The sequence below is a fragment of the Streptomyces sp. NPDC057438 genome, from assembly GCF_042802995.1.
GTDB lineage: Bacteria > Actinomycetota > Actinomycetes > Streptomycetales > Streptomycetaceae > Streptomyces.
This window is the reverse complement of sequence record NZ_JBHVDD010000133.1, coordinates 1-16,778: the sequence shown is the minus strand read 5'-3', so window position 1 is coordinate 16,778 and position 16,778 is coordinate 1. Positions and strand designations below refer to the sequence as shown.

The following is a 16,778-nucleotide window of genomic DNA, read 5'->3' as shown; positions in this document are numbered from 1 at the left end:
CCCCCGGAGTCCGGCTCCGGGGGCGCCCGCCCGACGGCAGCGGCGACAGCGGCCCAGCGGCGGCAGCGGCCACAACAGCCAGGGCGGCTGCGGCACCACGGCAGCCACGGCAGCCACGGCACCTACGGCGCGATGTACGGCTTGACCCGCTTGCGGTAGTCCTCGGGACGGACCTCGTTGTAGTACTTGTCGGCGTCCTCGTCGTCCGAGGTGAAGATGTAGGCCGGACACTCGTCGGACTCGGCCTCGCCCTTGTACCCGAACTGCTCCTTGCCCGTGCGGGCCTCGACGACCCGCACCCGGTAGGAGGTGTTGTACGTACGGATCTTCAGCGGCTTGCCGTCGGCCTCCATGTCGCAGACCTTGCCGGTCGCGGTGGCCTTGGTGCGCTCGACGCAGACGACCAGCTCCGCCTTCTCCACCTTGTCCTCGTAGTCGAGGAACCAGCCCTTGGGGAAGTCGCCGTCGACGGGCACACTGCTCGTCCAGCCGTCGCCGGTGCTGTTCATGAGCTGTGCCGGGTGCACGGTCTTCTTGCCGCGGTCGTAGGCAGGCAGCCCCTTGAAGCCGAGGTTGTCGGCGCAGACCCGCTCCAGGTCCTGGGTCGTCACCGGAACCTCCGGCGCGTCCGCGGCGGCCCCGCCCGACGACGATCCGCCGCCGCTCCCGGCCCCGGTGGTCTCGGCGGGTGACGAACACCCGCACAGGACCGCGCCCAGTACTCCCGCGGCGACCCAGATCCGGGCACGCTGCATGACGACCTCCCTGCCGAAAGAAAAGAGGCAGGCAGGGCATGTCCCCCCGGGTCATGCCCTGTCCCCCCTGCCCTGCCGATCAGCAGCATGCCGGACGCCGGGCCCCCTGATATCGGGGAAGATCCCCCATGTAGTGGTGCGACCCCCGCGGCAGTGGGGGCTACCCTGTACGCGCCTCGAAGACGCTTTCGAGGAGTGCCCGGCGGGGGGCGCGTACGCGGGCATACGAGGGTGGCCACGACCATCCCGACAGGGCGCAGGGGGCCTGCAGTTGTCGTTCATGTCCTTCTCCTCGCTGTCGTCGCCCACGCTGGTCGGCAGGGGTGCCGAGCGGGATCTTCTGGCGGCCGCCGTCCGGGCGGCCCGGGACGGGCGGGGATCGTCGGTGTTCGTGCTGGGCGAACCCGGCATCGGCAAGTCCCGGCTCGTCGAGGACGCCGCGTCGGCCGCCGCGGGTGCCGGGGCTCGGGTCCTGCGCGGGCGCGCCGCGTCCGCCGGGCGCGCGGTGCCCCTGCGTCCGCTGGCGGAGGCGGTGTTCTCGGGTTTACGGGGCGAGGCTGCGCCCTCGGAGGGGGACCTCGGCCTCTACGAGCCGCTGCTGTCGCGCCTGTGCGGGTCGGCACCGCAGGACGGCGCACCCCTCGTCGGCTACGCCGAGGCGGTGCTCCGGCTCCTGCACGTCCTCGGCCGGAACGGCGGCTGTGTCCTGGTGCTGGAGGATCTGCACGACGCGGACGCCGACACGCTCGCCGTCATCGACTACCTGACGGACAACCTCACCGGTCAGCGGGCCGTCCTGCTGGCCACCCTGCGCGGCGCGTCCGGCCCGGCGCTCGATCTCGCCGAGACCGCCGCGTCCCGTCGTACGGCCCGCACGGTCCGCCTCGCCCGCCTGGGACCGGCCGGCACCGCCGAGCTGGCCGCCCGGTGCCTGGGCCACGACACCGCCGAGGACGTCCCGGCGGCGGTGCTGGACCGGCTGCACACCGTTTCCGAAGGCGTCCCCTTCGTGGTGGAGGAGCTGCTGCGGGCCATGGTCGACGGCGGCGGTCTCGTCCAGGACGAGGGCTCCCGCTGGACGGTGGCGGGCTCGCTGGACGCCGGGGTGCCCGACACCGTCGCCGCCGCCGTCCTGCAGCGCGTGGACCAGCTGCCCCCGGCAGGCATCGCCCTGCTGGAGGCGGCGGCGGTCCTCGGCAGACGTTTCCCCGTCGACATCGCCGCCCGCGCCGCGGGCCTGGATCACGCCACCGCCCTCACCCAACTCCGCCACGCGGCCCGTGCCCACCTCGTCTCGGGCGCCACCGGCGCCTCGGACCCCGGCTGGCACACCTTCCGTCACGCCCTCACCGCCGATGCCATCACCCGGCGCCTCCTCCCTCCGGAACGCGCGGCCCTGTGCCTGGCGGCCGCGGACGCGATCGAGGCGGCGAAGGGCGCGGATCACCCCGGGCCGCACCACGACGGGGCGCGTCCCGCCGGAACGGGCCTCGCCGGGACGATCACCGACGGGGCCGGTCCGACACGCCCGGGTACGCCGAGCGGGACGTACCCCGACACGCCCGTCGCGCCGCCTCGACCTGCCCCGCCCCCCGCCCTGCCCTCCGGTCCGGGCGACCCGCGCCCGTCCCCCGGCGCGGACGCCGGCGACGACCTGTACCGGCTCGCCGCCGAGCTGTGCGTGGCCGGCGGGCGGCCGGCGCGGGCGGCCGTGCTCCTCGTCCGGGCCGGGCGGCAGGCGGTCGCGCGCGGCGCGCTGCTGACCGCCGTCGAACTCCTCGACCGGGGTCTGGAGCTGACCGCCGGCACGCCGGACGCGCCGCCCGAGGCCGTGGCCCGGCTGCTGGAGGAACTGCTCGACACCCTGATCCTCACCGGTGACGTACGGCGCGTGCCCGAACTCGGGGACCGGCTGGACCGCGTCCTGACGGTGTGGGGCGCCCCGGCCACGCGCCGGGCGGCGGGCTTTCTGGCCCGGGCGCGGGCCGCCGCGACCGCACAGCAGTGGGAGGAGGGCCTGACCGCCGTACGGCAGGCGCGGGACCTGCTCGGTGACACGCCCGACCCGGCGGCCCGCGCGGCCCTGGACGCGGTCGCCGCCCACCTGGTGCTCAACTCGCAGCGCCCGGACCGGCTGGAGAGCGCCCGCGCCCTCGCCGAGGGCGCCGTCGCGACCGCCGAGGAGGTGGGGCTGCCGGAGGTGGCGTGCAAGGCGCTGAACATGCTCGGCTACTGCCTGCGGCCGCGGGACCTCGACGCGGCGGAGGACGCCTTCGCCCGGCTGGTCGCCACCGCCGAGGCCCACGCGCTGCCGGTGTGGCGGATCCGCGGCCTGCTGGAACTGGGCGTGCTCGACCGTGTCCGGTTCACCGGCACGGACCGGCTGCTCGCCGCGCGGGGAGCCGCCGAGGACACCGGCGCGGTCCTCATGACGGCCTGGGCGGACATGCATCTGACGCTCGCCCACATCCTGCGCGACGAACACGACCGGGCGACGGAGTCCGCGCGTCGGCTCCAGGCGACGGCCCGCAGACTCCGGCTGCGCGAGGTGGAACTGATCGGTGCGGGCGTCGACGGCATCATCGCCGCCTCGCTCGGCGAGCGGGAGAAGCTCGACGCCACGCTGCGCACCCTGCGGCGCACACTCGCCGGGCGCGGCGCCGGGGCCCTCTGGGGCTACGCCGACACCTCCGTGTGGGGCTGGGCACAGGGCATCTGCTCCCTGCTGCGCGAGGAACCCGACCGCGCGCTGGCCGAGTTCACACAGGCGGACGACGTCATGCGCGCACTGCCCAGTACCGGCGGCGTCACCGGCTTCCTCGGCCCGTACCTCCTGTTGCGCACCCTGCGCGGCGCGGCCGACTGGGACGAACTGGACGGCCCCGGCGCCGAACGACTCGCCCAGGTCCAGTGGGACCGCCCCTTCGCCGGCTGGTCCCGCGCCGTGCTGCTGGGCCGCGAGGGCCGCGCCGCCGAGGCCGCAAAGGCGGCCGAGGAGGCGCTGACCGGGACGGCCTCGGTCCCCCTGGCCGCGCACCTGTGTCTGCGGCTGGGAGCCGAGGCCGCGCTCGCCGACGGCTGGGGCCGGCCCGTCGCATGGCTGCGCACCGCCGAGCAGTTCTTCCACGAGCGGGGTACGACGCGCGTGTCCGCCGCGTGCCGGGCACTGCTGCGCGAGTCCGGCTCGCCCGTGCCCCGCCGCCGCCAGGGCCACGACGCCATCCCGGGAGAGCTCAGGCGTGCGGGGGTGACCGCGCGGGAGTACGAGGTCCTGCGCCTGCTGGGCGCCCGGCTCGGCAACCAGGAGATCGCCGAGCACCTGTTCCTCTCCCCCCGCACCGTCGAGAAGCATCTCGCCAGCCTCCGGGACCGCACCGGCCGCCCCGACCGCGCCGCCCTGATCGCCCTGGCCAGGAAGTACGCCGACGAGGGGTGACCGACGCGCCGCGGCGGGAGTCTGACGGCACTTCAGCCGGACCACCGCCTCCCGCCTCCCCTCGCCGCCCGCCCTCTCCTCACCCGACGTGCAGCGAACAATCGCCCGAACTTCGCACGGAATTCGGACTTCTGTCTTACCCCCGGCCCTACCGATCAGTAATCTCATCGGCCGTGACCAGTCGCAGATCTCACTCCAGCCCCGACTCCCCCGCCCGGCCCGTGCGTTCGGCCGCCCCGAGCCGCCGTACGGTCGTCAAGGCGGCCGCCGCCGGGGCCGTTCTCGCCGCGCCGCTCGCCGCCGCCGTACCGGCCCACGCGGCGGAGTCCCCCGCCTTCCTGCACGGCGTCGCCTCCGGTGACCCGCTGCCCGACGGTGTCCTGCTGTGGACCCGGGTGACGCCCACCGCCGCCGCGACACCCGGCTCCGGTCTCGGCCCGGACATCGAGGTCGGCTGGACCGTCGCCCTGGACAAGGCGTTCACGAACATCGTCGCCAAGGGGTCGACGACCGCGACCGCCGCCTCCGACCACACCGTCAAGGCCGACGTACGCGGTCTCGCGCCCGCCACGGACCACTGGTTCCGCTTCTCGGCCGGCGGCACCGACTCGCCCGCCGCCCGCACCCGCACCGCCCCGGCCACCGAGGCCGCCACCGCCAACCTGCGCTTCGGCGTGGTCTCCTGCGCCAACTGGGAGGGCGGCCACTTCTCCGCCTACCGCCACCTGGCCGCGCGCGGCGACCTGGACGCCTGGCTGCACCTCGGCGACTACATCTACGAGTACGGCACCGGCGAGTACGCCACGCGCGGCAAGGTCGTACGGCCGCACGCGCCGGCCCACGAGATCCTCTCCCTCGCCGACTACCGCATCCGGCACGGCCGTTACAAGACCGACCCGGACCTGCAGGCCCTGCACGCGGCCGCGCCGGTCGTCGCCATCTGGGACGATCACGAGATCGCCAACGACGCGTGGTCGGGCGGCGCCGAGAACCACACCGAGGGCGCGGAGGGTGCCTGGGCGGCCCGGCAGGCGGCGGCCAAGCAGGCGTACTTCGAGTGGATGCCGGTGCGCCCGGCCGTCGCGGGCACCACCTACCGCCGCCTGCGCTTCGGCAAGCTCGCCGATCTCTCGCTGCTGGACCTGCGGTCGTTCCGCTCGCAGCAGGTGGGCGTGGGCGACGGCGAGGTCGACGACCCCGACCGCACGCTGACCGGCCGGGCCCAGCTCGACTGGCTGAAGACCGGGCTGAAGTCGTCCGACACGACGTGGCGGCTCGTCGGCAACTCGGTGATGATCGCGCCGTTCGCCCTCGGCAACCTCACGGCGGACCTCTTCGAGCCCCTCGCGGAGCTGCTCGGTCTGCCGAAGGAGGGCCTCGCCCTCAACCCCGACCAGTGGGACGGCTACACCGACGACCGCCGTGAACTCCTCGCCCACCTGCGGCAGAACGCGATCCGCAACACGGTCTTCCTCACCGGCGACATCCACATGGCCTGGGCCAACGACGTGCCCGTCAACGCGGGGACGTACCCCTTGTCGGCCTCCGCGGCCACCGAGTTCGTCGTCACCTCGGTCACCTCCGACAACCTCGACGACCTCGTCAAGGTCCCCGAGGGCACCGTCTCCGCGGTGGCCTCCCCGCTGATCCGCGCCGCGAACCGGCACGTGCACTGGGTCGACACCGACCGGCACGGCTACGGGGTCCTGGACATCACCGCCGCACGGGCGCAGATGGACTTCTACGTCCTGTCCGACCGTACGAAGGCCGACGCGACGTCGTCCTGGGCGCGCTCGTACCGGACCCGGAGCGGGACGCAGAAGGTGGAGCGGACGTACGACCCCGTGTAGAGCGCGGGGACCGGGGCCGCGGAGCTAGAGGGTCTCGAGGAAGCCGAGCGCCACCCGCCAGGTGGCCTCGGCGGCCTCCTCGTCGTAGTCCGGCAGCTCGGGGTCGGTGTAGAGATGGCCGGCCCCGGCGTATCGGTAGACCTCGACGTCGGCGCCGGCCCTGCGCATCTGGAGGTACCAGGCGCTCAGCCAGTCGTCCGGCTCGAAGGGGTCGGGCTCGGCGACGTGCAGCTGGACGGGCAGGTCGTCCACGGTCGCGGTGGCCGCGATGTCCGAGGTGCCGTGCAGGAGCAGCAGTCCGCGCGCGTTCTTGTCGCCCAGGGCCAGGGTCTGGGCGGTCGCGGCGCCCAGCGAGAACCCGGCGTAGACGAGCCCGCGCTCCGAGTAGGGCGCGGCGGCCAGGACCGCCCGCTTGAGAAGCTCCTCCCTGCCCAGCCCCTCGTTGAAGGCCATGCCGTCCTCGACCGTGTCGAACGTCCGGCCGGCGAAGAGGTCGGGGGTCCACACCTCGTGTCCGGCGGCGCGCAGCCGGTCCGCGGCCTCGCGCACCGCGGGCCGCAATCCGTAGGTCGAGTGGAAGAGCACGATGTTCATGGGGCCATCGTGCCAGCCGGGCCGGACACCCGGTCCGCGGGCCGGTCCGTCGGCCGTTCCGCGGGCCGGCCCCGGCGCCCGTACCCCGAGGGCGTCGGAAGTCACATGTTCATGACCCCGCGAGGCCGGTTACGTTCGAAGGCATGGAGAATCTACTCCGTCCATTGATCGTCATCGGTGGCTCGGTCGTCCTCACGCTGCTCATCGGCTGGACGACCGACCTGCTGCTGCGCAAAGCGGACCAGCGGCACCACGAGACACCTCTGTGGGGCCTGCTGCGCCGCGGCCGCATCCCCTACCAGCTGGTCCTGTGCGCGGCCTTCCTCAGAGCGACGTACGACGAGGCGCAACTGCTGGAGCAGCACCGGACCGCCGTCGGCCGCACCCTGACGCTGGTGCTGATCGGTTCGACGGCCTGGCTGGTGATCCGCATCGCGGCGGCGATAGTGGAGACGACGTACAGCCGTTACGCCCGCGTCCACCGCGACGCCGCCCGGGTACGCCGGGTGCGCACCCAGGTGACGCTGATCATGCGGGTGGTCGCGGCGATCGTCGGTGTGGTCGCCGCGGCCGCGATGCTGCTGACCTTCCCGGCGATGCGCGCGGCCGGCGCCTCGCTGCTGGCCTCGGCCGGGCTGCTCGGCATCGTCGCCGGTATCGCCGCGCAGTCCACGCTGAGCAACCTCTTCGCCGGGCTGCAGATCGCCTTCGGCGACATGGTCCGCCTCGGTGACGTGGTCGTGGTGGAGGACGAGTGGGGCACGGTCGACGAGATCACCCTCACCTTCCTGACGGTCCGCACGTGGGACGAGCGCCGCATCACGATGCCGGTGTCGTACTTCACCTCGAAGCCCTTCGAGAACTGGTCCCGCGGCGGCGCCCAGATGACCGGCACGGTCTTCCTCCACCTCGACCACGCCGCGCCGCTGCCCGCGATGCGCGACCGGCTCCGCGACATCCTGCGTTCCTGCCCCGCGTGGGACGGCCGTCACTACGACCTGACCGTCACGGACGCGACCCCCTCCACCATGGAGGTCCGCGCCCTGGTCACCGCCAAGGACCCGGACGACCTGTGGACCGTCCGCGTCACCGTCCGTGAACAGCTCATCCACTGGCTCACCGAGACCCACCCGTACGCCCTCCCCCGCGTCAACACGACCGACGCGGTCCTCCCCCCGGGCCATCCGAACGGCCATGCCGACGGCCGCGTCCCGCGCCTGCCCCGCAGCCGCGTCCACGAGCCGCCGAGGTCGACGGGCAGGGGATAGGACACAGAGAACGCCCCGGCCGCGGGCTCGGCCGACCGAACACCGAGCCCGCGGCCGCGTGCGTATCCGTCCGTCCGGGGACGAACGGTGAGACAGACGCCGACGGAACTCATCGGACCCGGACGCCCCCCGGCGAGGAACAACGGGCGGTGCGCGGGCGGGAGATCCGGCGGCGGGTGCTCTCACCCACCGGTGCCCGGCAGCTCACCGCAGACTGCGCACATCCAGATGCCGGAGCACCCGGTCCACCACCTCGGGATTCGCCCCCGGCTCGCTCCGCGCGGCCAGCACCTCGTGCCGGGCCGCGCTCAGCATCTCCCCCTGGATCCGCCGCATCCGCCGAAGCCGCCGCACCCGCTGCTCGTGCCCCTCCCGCCGCTCGTCCTCCCCCACCTCCGGACTGATCCGCACCCCGATCTCGAAGGCCCGCCGCAGCAACCGCTCGGACATCTCCTCCGGCAGCTCCTCCGTCTCCTCGATCTCCTTCAGCCGCCGCTTCGCCGCCTTCGCCGCCCGCACGGCCAGCGCCTTCTCGAACTCCTTCTCGGCCCCCTCGTCCGCCCGCACCCCCAGCCGCCGCACCAGCCACGGCAGGGTGAGCCCCTGCAGCACCAGCGTCGCCATGATCACCCCGAACGCGATGAACACGATCTCGTCCCGGTCGGGGAACGGCGCACCGCTCTCGGTCTCCAGCGGAATCGCGAGCGCCAGCGCCACGGACGCCACCCCCCGCATCCCCGACCACCACATCACCACGGTCTCGCGCCACGACACGGGGATCTCCTCGTCGTAGTCCCGTTTCGCGTGCAGCCGCCGCGCCAGCCACGTGGCCGGCAGCAGCCAGGCCAGCCGGACGAGCACGACGACGACCACGACGGCCGCCGCCCAGCCGAGCATCTCCTGCCACCGCCCGGACGCCGTACGGATCGCGTTGTGCAGCTCCAGCCCGATCAGCCCGAAGGCGACCCCGGTGACGAGGGTGTCCACGACGTCCCAGACGGTGTGCCCGGCGAGCCGCGTCAGGACGTCGTCCGCCCCGAGCGCGTACTCCGCGAGGAACAGCGCGGTCGTGAGCACCGCGAGCACCCCGGACCCGTGCAGTTCCTCGGCCGTCACGTACGAGGCGTACGGCACGAGCAGGGTCAGCCCGATCTGCAGCGTCGCGTCCTCCAGGAAGTCCATCAGCTTGTTGGCGGCCCAGCCGAGCCCGATCCCCACGGCGACGGCGACGACCCCCGACAGCACGAGCTGGAGCGCGGCGTGGGGCCAGGAGAAGGATCCGCTGACGGCCGCGGCGATGGCCACGTGGTAGAGCACGATGGCCGTGACGTCGTTGAAGAGACCCTCGCCCTCCAGGATCGACACCAGCCGGCGCGGCAGCCCGAGCTGTCCCGCCACGGCCGTCGCCGCCACCGGGTCGGGCGGTGCGACGAGCGCGCCGAGCGCGAGGGCCGCCGCGATCGGCAGGCCCGGCACGATCGAGTGCGCCACGGCGGCCACCGCGGCGGTAGTCACGAACACCAGCGCCACGGCCAGCAGGAAGATCGGCCGCAGGTTCGCCGTGAACTGCCGCCAGGAGGTCCGCCGCACCGCCGCGTACAGCAGCGGCGGCAACAGCAGCGGCAGGATGAGTTCCGGCGGGATCTGCACATTGGGCACGAACCCGGGTATGGCCAACGCGATGCCCAGCAACGTCATCAGCACCGGCGCGGGCAGCTTCAGCCGCTCCCCCACCGGCACGCTGACCACGGCTCCGACCAGCAGGACGAAGAACAGGGCCAACTGATCCATGGGGGTGCTCCGTCGGTGCTAGACGATCAGGACGCCGGATCTGCGATCACGACGCCGGATCTTCAGGGTGCCCCACCCGCACCGTCGCACGCCGAAATGGACCGTCGCATCGCCCGGTGCGGTATCCCGGCGTCCAGGAACTCCGCCCCGTACGCCGCGTATCCCAGCCGTTCGTAGAACCCGAGCGCGTGGGTCTGCGCCCCCAGGTCGACCGCGGTCAGCCCCCGCTCGCGCGCCGCGTCCTCGACGGCCCGCACCAGCGCGACCCCGACACCCAGGCCCCGGGCCTCCGCCAGGACCGCGAGCCGCCCGAGGGCCCCCACTCCGGGAGCGCCGCCGGTCTTCCCGGCGGCGGCCTCCCCGTACAGCAGCCGCCCGGCTCCGAGGGGCGTCCCGTCGTCCCGGACGGCGAGCACGTGCACGGCCCCGGCGTCGTACGCGTCGTACTCCAGGTCCTCCGGCACCCCCTGCTCGACGACGAAGACGGCCTTGCGCACCGCGAAGCACGCCTCGCGGTCGCCGGGACCGTCGGCGACGCGCACCTCGTAGGACACGGGCACCGGCACGGCACTCACGCGTACGTCTCCTCACGCACCTTGTCCAGGGCCTTCTGCAGATCCGCCGGGTAGTCGCTCTCGAACTCGACCCAGCCGCCGTCCCCGGGGTGTTCGAAGCCGAGCCGGACGGCGTGCAGCCACTGGCGGGTGATGCCGAGCCGCTTGGCGAGTGTGGGGTCGGCGCCGTACGTGAGGTCGCCCACGCAGGGGTGCCGGTGGGCGGACATGTGGACGCGGATCTGGTGGGTGCGGCCGGTCTCCAGCTTGATGTCGAGCAGGGAGGCGGCCCGGAACGCCTCGACCAGGTCGTAGTGCGTGACCGACGGCTTGCCCTCGGCGGTGACGGCCCACTTGTAGTCGTGGTTGGGGTGCCGTCCGATGGGCGCGTCGATGGTGCCGCTCGTCGGGTCGGGGTGCCCCTGGACCAGTGCGTGGTACCGCTTGTCGACGGTCCGCTCCTTGAACTGGCGCTTCAGGGAGGTGTACGCCCGCTCGGACTTGGCGACCGTCATCAGTCCCGAGGTGCCCACGTCGAGCCGGTGCACGATGCCCTGGCGCTCGGCGGCGCCCGACGTCGAGATCCGGTACCCGGCGGCGGCGAGCCCGCCGATGACGGTCGGCCCGGACCAGCCGGGGCTGGGGTGCGCGGCCACGCCGACCGGCTTGACGATCACCAGGACGTCGTCGTCGTCGTGCACGATCTCCATGCCCTCGACCGGCTCGGCGACGATCTGCACCGGCGCGGGCGCCTGCGGCATCTCGACCTCCATCCAGGCCCCGCCGTGCACCCGCTCCGACTTGCCGACCACCGACCCGTCGACCGTGACCTTCCCCGCGGCGGCGAGCTCGGCAGCCTTGGTACGGGAGAAGCCGAACATGCGGGAGATGGCGGCGTCGACACGCTCGCCCTCCAGGCCGTCGGGCACGGGCAGGGTACGGATCTCGGGAATCGTGCTCACCCGTCGAGTATGCCGGACGGGTGAGGGCCGCCCGACCGTGCCTGTGGACAACTCCCCGGCACGGTCCGGACGCACTCAGCCCTTGTGGACGGTCCCGTCCGGGTCGAGCCCCCGGAACGACAGCAGCACGATCAGGATGCCGCCGCACACGATGGCCGAGTCCGCGAGGTTGAACACGGCGAAGCCCTTCGGCGCGATGAAGTCGACGACCGCTCCCTCGAAGACACCCGGCGCCCGGAAGATCCGGTCGGTGAGGTTGCCCAGCGCGCCGCCGAGCAGCAGGCCGAGCGCGATCGCCCAGGGCAGGCTGTAGAGCTTGCGGGCGAGCCGGGCGATCACCACGATCACGATCGTCGCGATCACCGTGAAGATGATCGTGAAGGCCTCACCGAAGCCGAAGGCCGCACCCGCGTTGCGGATCGCCTCGAACTTCAGCCAGTCCCCGATGATCTCGATCGGCTCGTGGTGCTCCAGCCTGGCGACCACGATCATCTTGCTGACCAGGTCGAGCGCGTACGCCAGCGCGGCGACCCCGAACAGCACGGCGATGCGGCGCTTGCCGCGCGGCCGGGCGGCGACATCGCCCCGCTCCGCCGCGGCGCCGTTCCCGCCGTCGGACTGCTCCGGGTCCGCCCCCGCCGCGTCTGGGATGTCCGGCGTACCGATGATGCGCTCCGCCTCTGCCACGTGAGTCCCTCAACCTAGGTTCCTGACTGAGGACAAAGGTACGACACGACCCTCACGGACCAGGGGCTCAGGCCGCGATCGCTACCGCCGTTCCTGCTTCTGCTTGCACTCCACGCAGAGCGTGGCCCGGGGGAACGCCTGCATCCGCGCCTTTCCGATCGGATTGCCACAGTTCTCGCAGAGGCCGTACGTGCCCGAGGCCAGCCGGTCCAGGGCGCGCTCGGTCTGGTCGAGCATCTCGCGCGCGTTGTGGGCGAGCGAGAGCTCGTGCTCGCGCGTGATGTTCTTCGCCCCGGTGTCGGCCTGGTCGTCGCCGGCGCCGTCCCCCGAGTCCCGCATCAGACCGGTGAGCGACCGCTCAGATGCCTCCAGCTCGGCCCTCAGCCGTGCGGCCTCGGTCTGCAGCTCCGTGCGGGCCTCGTCGACCTCCTCCGGGCTCCAGGGGTCCTCACCGGGCCGTACCGCCAGCTCGCCGGGCTCCACCGCCGCAGGCCGCGCCTTGGGGACGGCGGAGGGCTTCCTCTTCGCCGCCGTAGCCGTACCAGGAGTGTTCTTCGCAACCACTGTCGTGGCTCCCGTCGTCTCGGCGGCCTCGGCCGCGTCCGCTTTCCTTGCCGTGCTCTTCTTCGCAGAGGGGCGCTTGGCCGCGCTCTTCGCCGTGCTCTTCCCGACCGCGGGCTTCCCGGAGGCCGCTGCCTTCCCGGCCGCCTCGGTGTCCCCGGCCGCCGCCGTCCCGCCGGGCTCCACCGTCTTCCCGGCCGTGGCCTTCTTCACCGCTTTCGTCACGGCCTTCTTCACGGCCGTCCTCCCGGCGACCGTCTTCCCGGCCGCCGTCTCCTTGCCCACCGCCTTCTTCGCCGCGGCCTTCGTGCCCTGGCCTCCGCCGCCGGAGGCCACCGTGGATCTGCCGGACGCCGGCTGCTGTACGGCGGTCTTCTTCGCCACCATGGCCGCGGCCCCTTCACATATGGTGATCTTGCACGCGAATCGTGCTGGGACGATAAATCGACCAGAGCCCCCGGGCAACGGGACAGACCACCCGATTCTCCCACCTCACGACCGTCGCGCGACGAGCCTGCAAGCGTTGTGCCCAGCTCCCCGCCGGGTATTCCGCCCCGGCGGGCGTCCCAGGATCCGGACGCGCGGCCCGCTCCATTCGGGTCACCCCGCTGGTCACCGCCGCCCCGGCCGCGAAACCGGCCGAAGCCCCGCCGCATCCCCGCGGCGGCCCCGGAAATCCGGTCGGCCGCGGCCCGTGCGGCGCCGTACACTGGGCGCAGCGAGAAGCGTGGATGGGGACGAGTAGCGTCGTACGCAGCCCAGAGCGACCCGGGGACGGTGGAAGCCCGGGGGCGAGCGCGATGCGAAGATCACCCCGGAGCCGCCGGAAGAAAGCCGCACCCCCTGCCGTCGTGTACGGGGCACGGCGAGTAGACCCGGTATCGCGACCCCAATGAGGGGGCTCACCGGCGCGTACGGCGCGCGGGGGAGCCAAGGAGGGTGGTACCGCGGGAGCGCGCCGCACACGGCGTACGAAGGATCGAAGCTCTCGTCCCTCCGACGGAAGGCAGCAAGTCCGTTGGAGGAAGCCCGCTCATGACAGAGCCGACGTACCGCCAGGTGCCCGCCCAGGTCGATCTGCCCGCGCTCGAGCACGCGGTGCTCGACTTCTGGCGCGAGCAGAAGATCTTCGCCAAGAGCCTGGAGCAGTCCGAGGGCCGCCCCGAGTGGGTGTTCTACGAGGGCCCGCCCACCGCCAACGGCATGCCGGGCGCCCACCACATCGAGGCCCGCGTCTTCAAGGACGTCTTCCCCCGCTTCCGCACGATGCGCGGCTACCACGTGGCCCGCAAGGCCGGCTGGGACTGCCACGGCCTCCCGGTGGAGCTGGCGGTCGAGAAGGAGCTCGGCTTCAACGGCAAGAAGGACATCGAGGCGTACGGCATCGCCGAGTTCAACGCCAGGTGCCGCGACTCGGTGACCCGGCACACCGACGCCTTCGCCGAGCTGACGACCCGCATGGGCTACTGGGTCGACCTCGACGACGCCTACCGGACCATGGACCCGGAGTACGTCGAGTCCGTCTGGTGGTCGCTCAAGGAGATCTTCAACAAGGGTCTGCTGGTCCAGGACCACCGCGTCGCCCCCTGGTGCCCCCGCTGCGGCACCGGTCTGTCGGACCACGAGCTGGCGCAGGGCTACGAGACGGTCGTCGACCCCTCGGTGTACGTCCGTTTCCCGCTCACCTCCGGTCCGCTCGCCGGTGAGGCGGCGCTCCTGGTGTGGACGACCACGCCGTGGACGCTGGTGTCCAACACCGCGGTCGCCGCCCACCCCGAGGTGACCTACGTGGTCGCCACGGACGGCACGGAGAAGCTCGTCGTCGCCGAGCCGCTCGTCGCCAAGGCGCTCGGCGAGGGCTGGGAGACCACCGGCCAGACCTTCACCGGCACCGAGATGGAGCGCTGGACCTATCAACGTCCGTTCGAGCTGGTTGAGTTCCCGGCCGAGGCCCACTACGTCGTGAACGCCGAGTACGTGACGACCGAGGACGGTACGGGCCTCGTCCACCAGTCCCCCGCCTTCGGTGAGGACGACCTCAAGGTCTGCCGCTCGTACGGCCTGCCCGTGGTGAACCCGGTCCGCCCCGACGGCACCTTCGAGGAGGACGTCCCCCTCGTCGGCGGCGTCTTCTTCAAGAAGGCGGACGAACAGCTCACCGAGGACCTCCAGCAGCGCGGCCTGCTCTTCCGGCACATCCCGTACGAGCACAGCTACCCGCACTGCTGGCGCTGCCACACCGCGCTCCTCTACTACGCGCAGCCGTCCTGGTACATCCGCACCACCGCCGTCAAGGACCGTCTCCTCCAGGAGAACGAGAAGACCAACTGGTTCCCCGACTCGGTCAAGCACGGCCGCTTCGGCGACTGGCTGAACAACAACATCGACTGGGCGCTCTCCCGCAGCCGCTACTGGGGCACCCCGCTGCCGATCTGGCGCTGCGAGGACAACCACCTGACCTGCGTCGGCTCCCGCGAGGAGCTGAGCCGGCTCTCCGGCACCGACCAGTCGGAGCTGGACCCGCACCGCCCGTTCATCGACGCGGTCACCTTCCCCTGCCCCCAGGACGGCTGCGGCAGCACGGCCACGCGCGTCCCGGAGGTCATCGACGCCTGGTACGACTCGGGCTCGATGCCGTTCGCGCAGTGGGGCTACCCGTACAAGAACAAGGAACTCTTCGAGTCCCGCTACCCGGCCCAGTTCATCAGCGAGGCCATCGACCAGACCCGCGGCTGGTTCTACACGCTGATGGCCGTCGGCACCCTGGTCTTCGACAAGTCGAGTTACGAGAACGTCGTCTGCCTCGGCCACATCCTCGCCGAGGACGGCCGCAAGATGTCCAAGCACCTGGGCAACATCCTGCAGCCGATCCCGCTCATGGACCAGCACGGCGCCGACGCCGTCCGCTGGTTCATGGCCGCCGGCGGCTCCCCCTGGGCGGCCCGCCGGGTCGGCCACGGCACCATCCAGGAAGTCGTCCGCAAGACGCTCCTCACGTACTGGAACACGGTCGCCTTCCAGGCGCTGTACGCCCGCACGTCGAACTGGGCGCCCAGCGCCGCGGACCCGGCCCCGGCCGACCGCCCGGTCCTGGACCGCTGGCTGCTGTCCGAGCTCCACGCCCTCACCGACCAGGTGACCGGGGCCCTGGAGGCGTACGACACCCAGCGCGCCGGAAAGCTGCTCTCGGCGTTCGTCGACGACCTGTCCAACTGGTACGTGCGCCGGTCGCGCCGCCGCTTCTGGCAGGGCGACAAGGCCGCGCTGCGCACCCTGCACGAGGTCGTCGAGACGGTCACGAAGCTGATGGCCCCGCTGACCCCGTTCATCACCGAGCGGGTCTGGCAGGACCTGATCGCGCCGGTCTCCCCGGACGCCCCCGAGTCCGTGCACCTGGCCTCCTGGCCGGAGGCGGACCTCTCCGCGATCGACCCCGGGCTGTCGAAGCAGATGGTCCTGGTCCGCCGCCTGGTGGAGCTGGGCCGCGCCACGCGCGCGGAGTCGGGCGTCAAGACCCGCCAGCCCCTCTCCCGCGCCCTGGTGGCCGCCACGGGCTTCGACTCCCTCGACCCCGAACTGCACGCGCAGATCACGGAGGAGCTGAACGTCAGCTCGCTGGCCTCGCTCTCCGAGGTCGGCGGCTCCCTGGTGGACACCACCGCCAAGGCCAACTTCCGCGCGCTCGGCAAGCGCTTCGGCAAGCGCGTCCAGGACGTGGCCAAGGCCGTGGCGAACGCCGACGCGGCCGCCCTGTCCCTGGCGCTGCGCGAGGGCACGGCGACCGTCGAGGTCGACGGCGAGACCATCACCCTCGCCCCCGACGAGGTCATCATCACCGAGACCCCGCGCGAGGGCTGGTCGGTGGCCTCCGACTCGGGCGCCACGGTCGCCCTCGACCTGGAGATCACGGAGGAGCTGCGGCGAGCGGGCCTGGCCCGTGACGCGATCCGCCTGATCCAGGAGGCCCGCAAGAACAGCGGCCTCGACGTCGCCGACCGTATCGCCCTGCGGTGGAAGGCCACGGACCCGGCGGTCACCGCGGCCCTGACCGAGCACACGCCGCTGATCGCCGACGAGGTCCTCGCCACGGACTTCGCCGGCGGTGAGGCCGACGGCGCGTACGGCTCGCCCTTCACCGACGAGGGCCTCACGCTGACCTTCCGTCTGCGCAAGGTCTGACCGGCAGCTCCACCAGGCACCCGGAAGGCCCGGGGCATCGGATCGGTTCCGGTGCCCCGGGCCTTCGGCGTCATGTACGCCGCACCTCGGCGCCCCCGCCCGAACGGACGGCCCCGGGCTCCCGGCCGCGTACGGCAAAAG

Annotated in this window: 11 protein-coding genes; 4 read left to right on the top strand and 7 right to left on the bottom strand. The window is 72.7% G+C overall.

All coding sequences use genetic code 11. The features are described 5' to 3' along the window. Positions 1–122 precede the first annotated feature (122 nt). Positions 123–755 carry a hypothetical protein gene (locus ACFU5F_RS39945; RefSeq protein WP_383898278.1) on the bottom strand — a complete coding sequence of 211 codons (633 nt, stop codon included), beginning with the start codon at positions 753–755 and terminating at the stop codon, positions 123–125. Between the two features lie 280 nt (positions 756–1,035). Between ACFU5F_RS39945 and ACFU5F_RS39940 the strand changes: the two genes are divergently transcribed. Continuing rightward, entirely contained in the window at positions 1,036–4,191 is a 3,156-nt protein-coding gene (locus ACFU5F_RS39940; RefSeq protein ID WP_383898276.1) for an AAA family ATPase, read from the top strand. Positions 4,192–4,364: 173 nt separating this feature from the next. Further along, positions 4,365–6,041 carry an alkaline phosphatase D family protein gene (locus ACFU5F_RS39935; RefSeq protein ID WP_383898274.1) on the top strand — a complete coding sequence of 559 codons (1,677 nt, stop codon included), beginning with the start codon at positions 4,365–4,367 and terminating at the stop codon, positions 6,039–6,041. 24 nt (positions 6,042–6,065) lie between these two features. Here ACFU5F_RS39935 and ACFU5F_RS39930 read toward each other — a convergent pair whose 3' ends face one another. After that, entirely contained in the window at positions 6,066–6,635 is a 570-nt protein-coding gene (locus ACFU5F_RS39930; RefSeq protein WP_383898272.1) for a dienelactone hydrolase family protein, read from the bottom strand. Positions 6,636–6,778: 143 nt separating this feature from the next. On the opposite strand from ACFU5F_RS39930, the gene ACFU5F_RS39925 reads away from it, so the two are divergent. Further along, a complete protein-coding gene (locus ACFU5F_RS39925) occupies positions 6,779–7,903 on the top strand; it encodes a mechanosensitive ion channel family protein (RefSeq protein WP_383898270.1) in 1,125 nt (374 codons plus the stop codon). A 204-nt stretch (positions 7,904–8,107) separates the two neighbouring features. Here the strand turns inward: ACFU5F_RS39925 and ACFU5F_RS39920 are convergent, their stop codons facing one another. From ACFU5F_RS39920 to ACFU5F_RS39900, 5 genes are all read right to left on the bottom strand, one after another. After that, on the bottom strand, positions 8,108–9,694 hold the full coding sequence (locus ACFU5F_RS39920; RefSeq protein ID WP_383898269.1) for a Na+/H+ antiporter: 1,587 nt from the start codon (positions 9,692–9,694) through the stop codon (positions 8,108–8,110). Between the two features lie 62 nt (positions 9,695–9,756). Next, positions 9,757–10,269 carry a GNAT family N-acetyltransferase gene (locus tag ACFU5F_RS39915; protein ID WP_383898268.1) on the bottom strand — a complete coding sequence of 171 codons (513 nt, stop codon included), beginning with the start codon at positions 10,267–10,269 and terminating at the stop codon, positions 9,757–9,759. Next, the gene (locus ACFU5F_RS39910) at positions 10,266–11,210 is read right to left on the bottom strand and encodes an RluA family pseudouridine synthase (RefSeq protein WP_383898266.1); all 945 of its coding nucleotides are present in this window, start codon (positions 11,208–11,210) and stop codon (positions 10,266–10,268) included. The genes ACFU5F_RS39915 and ACFU5F_RS39910 overlap by 4 nt, the downstream gene beginning before the upstream one ends. A 75-nt stretch (positions 11,211–11,285) precedes the next feature. Beyond that, positions 11,286–11,897, bottom strand: coding sequence for a signal peptidase II (gene lspA / locus ACFU5F_RS39905; RefSeq protein ID WP_383898264.1), 612 nt, complete (start codon positions 11,895–11,897; stop codon positions 11,286–11,288). 81 nt (positions 11,898–11,978) lie between these two features. Continuing rightward, entirely contained in the window at positions 11,979–12,845 is an 867-nt protein-coding gene (locus tag ACFU5F_RS39900; protein WP_383898262.1) for a TraR/DksA family transcriptional regulator, read from the bottom strand. Positions 12,846–13,493: 648 nt separating this feature from the next. Here ACFU5F_RS39900 and ileS point away from each other — a divergent pair. Next, entirely contained in the window at positions 13,494–16,637 is a 3,144-nt protein-coding gene (gene ileS, locus ACFU5F_RS39895; RefSeq protein ID WP_383898260.1) for an isoleucine--tRNA ligase, read from the top strand. Positions 16,638–16,778: the final 141 nt, after the last annotated feature.

Excerpts from the sequence above, each read along its gene's own strand:
- ACFU5F_RS39945 (WP_383898278.1), bottom strand. The coding sequence starts at position 755 with ATGCAGCGTGCCCGGATCTGGGTCGCCGCGGGAGTACTGGGCGCGGTC.
- ACFU5F_RS39940 (WP_383898276.1), top strand. The coding sequence starts at position 1,036 with ATGTCCTTCTCCTCGCTGTCGTCGCCCACGCTGGTCGGCAGGGGTGCC.
- ACFU5F_RS39930 (WP_383898272.1), bottom strand. The coding sequence starts at position 6,635 with ATGAACATCGTGCTCTTCCACTCGACCTACGGATTGCGGCCCGCGGTG.
- ACFU5F_RS39925 (WP_383898270.1), top strand. The coding sequence starts at position 6,779 with ATGGAGAATCTACTCCGTCCATTGATCGTCATCGGTGGCTCGGTCGTC.
- ACFU5F_RS39920 (WP_383898269.1), bottom strand. The coding sequence starts at position 9,694 with ATGGATCAGTTGGCCCTGTTCTTCGTCCTGCTGGTCGGAGCCGTGGTC.
- ACFU5F_RS39900 (WP_383898262.1), bottom strand. The coding sequence starts at position 12,845 with ATGGTGGCGAAGAAGACCGCCGTACAGCAGCCGGCGTCCGGCAGATCC.
- ileS (WP_383898260.1), top strand. The coding sequence starts at position 13,494 with ATGACAGAGCCGACGTACCGCCAGGTGCCCGCCCAGGTCGATCTGCCC.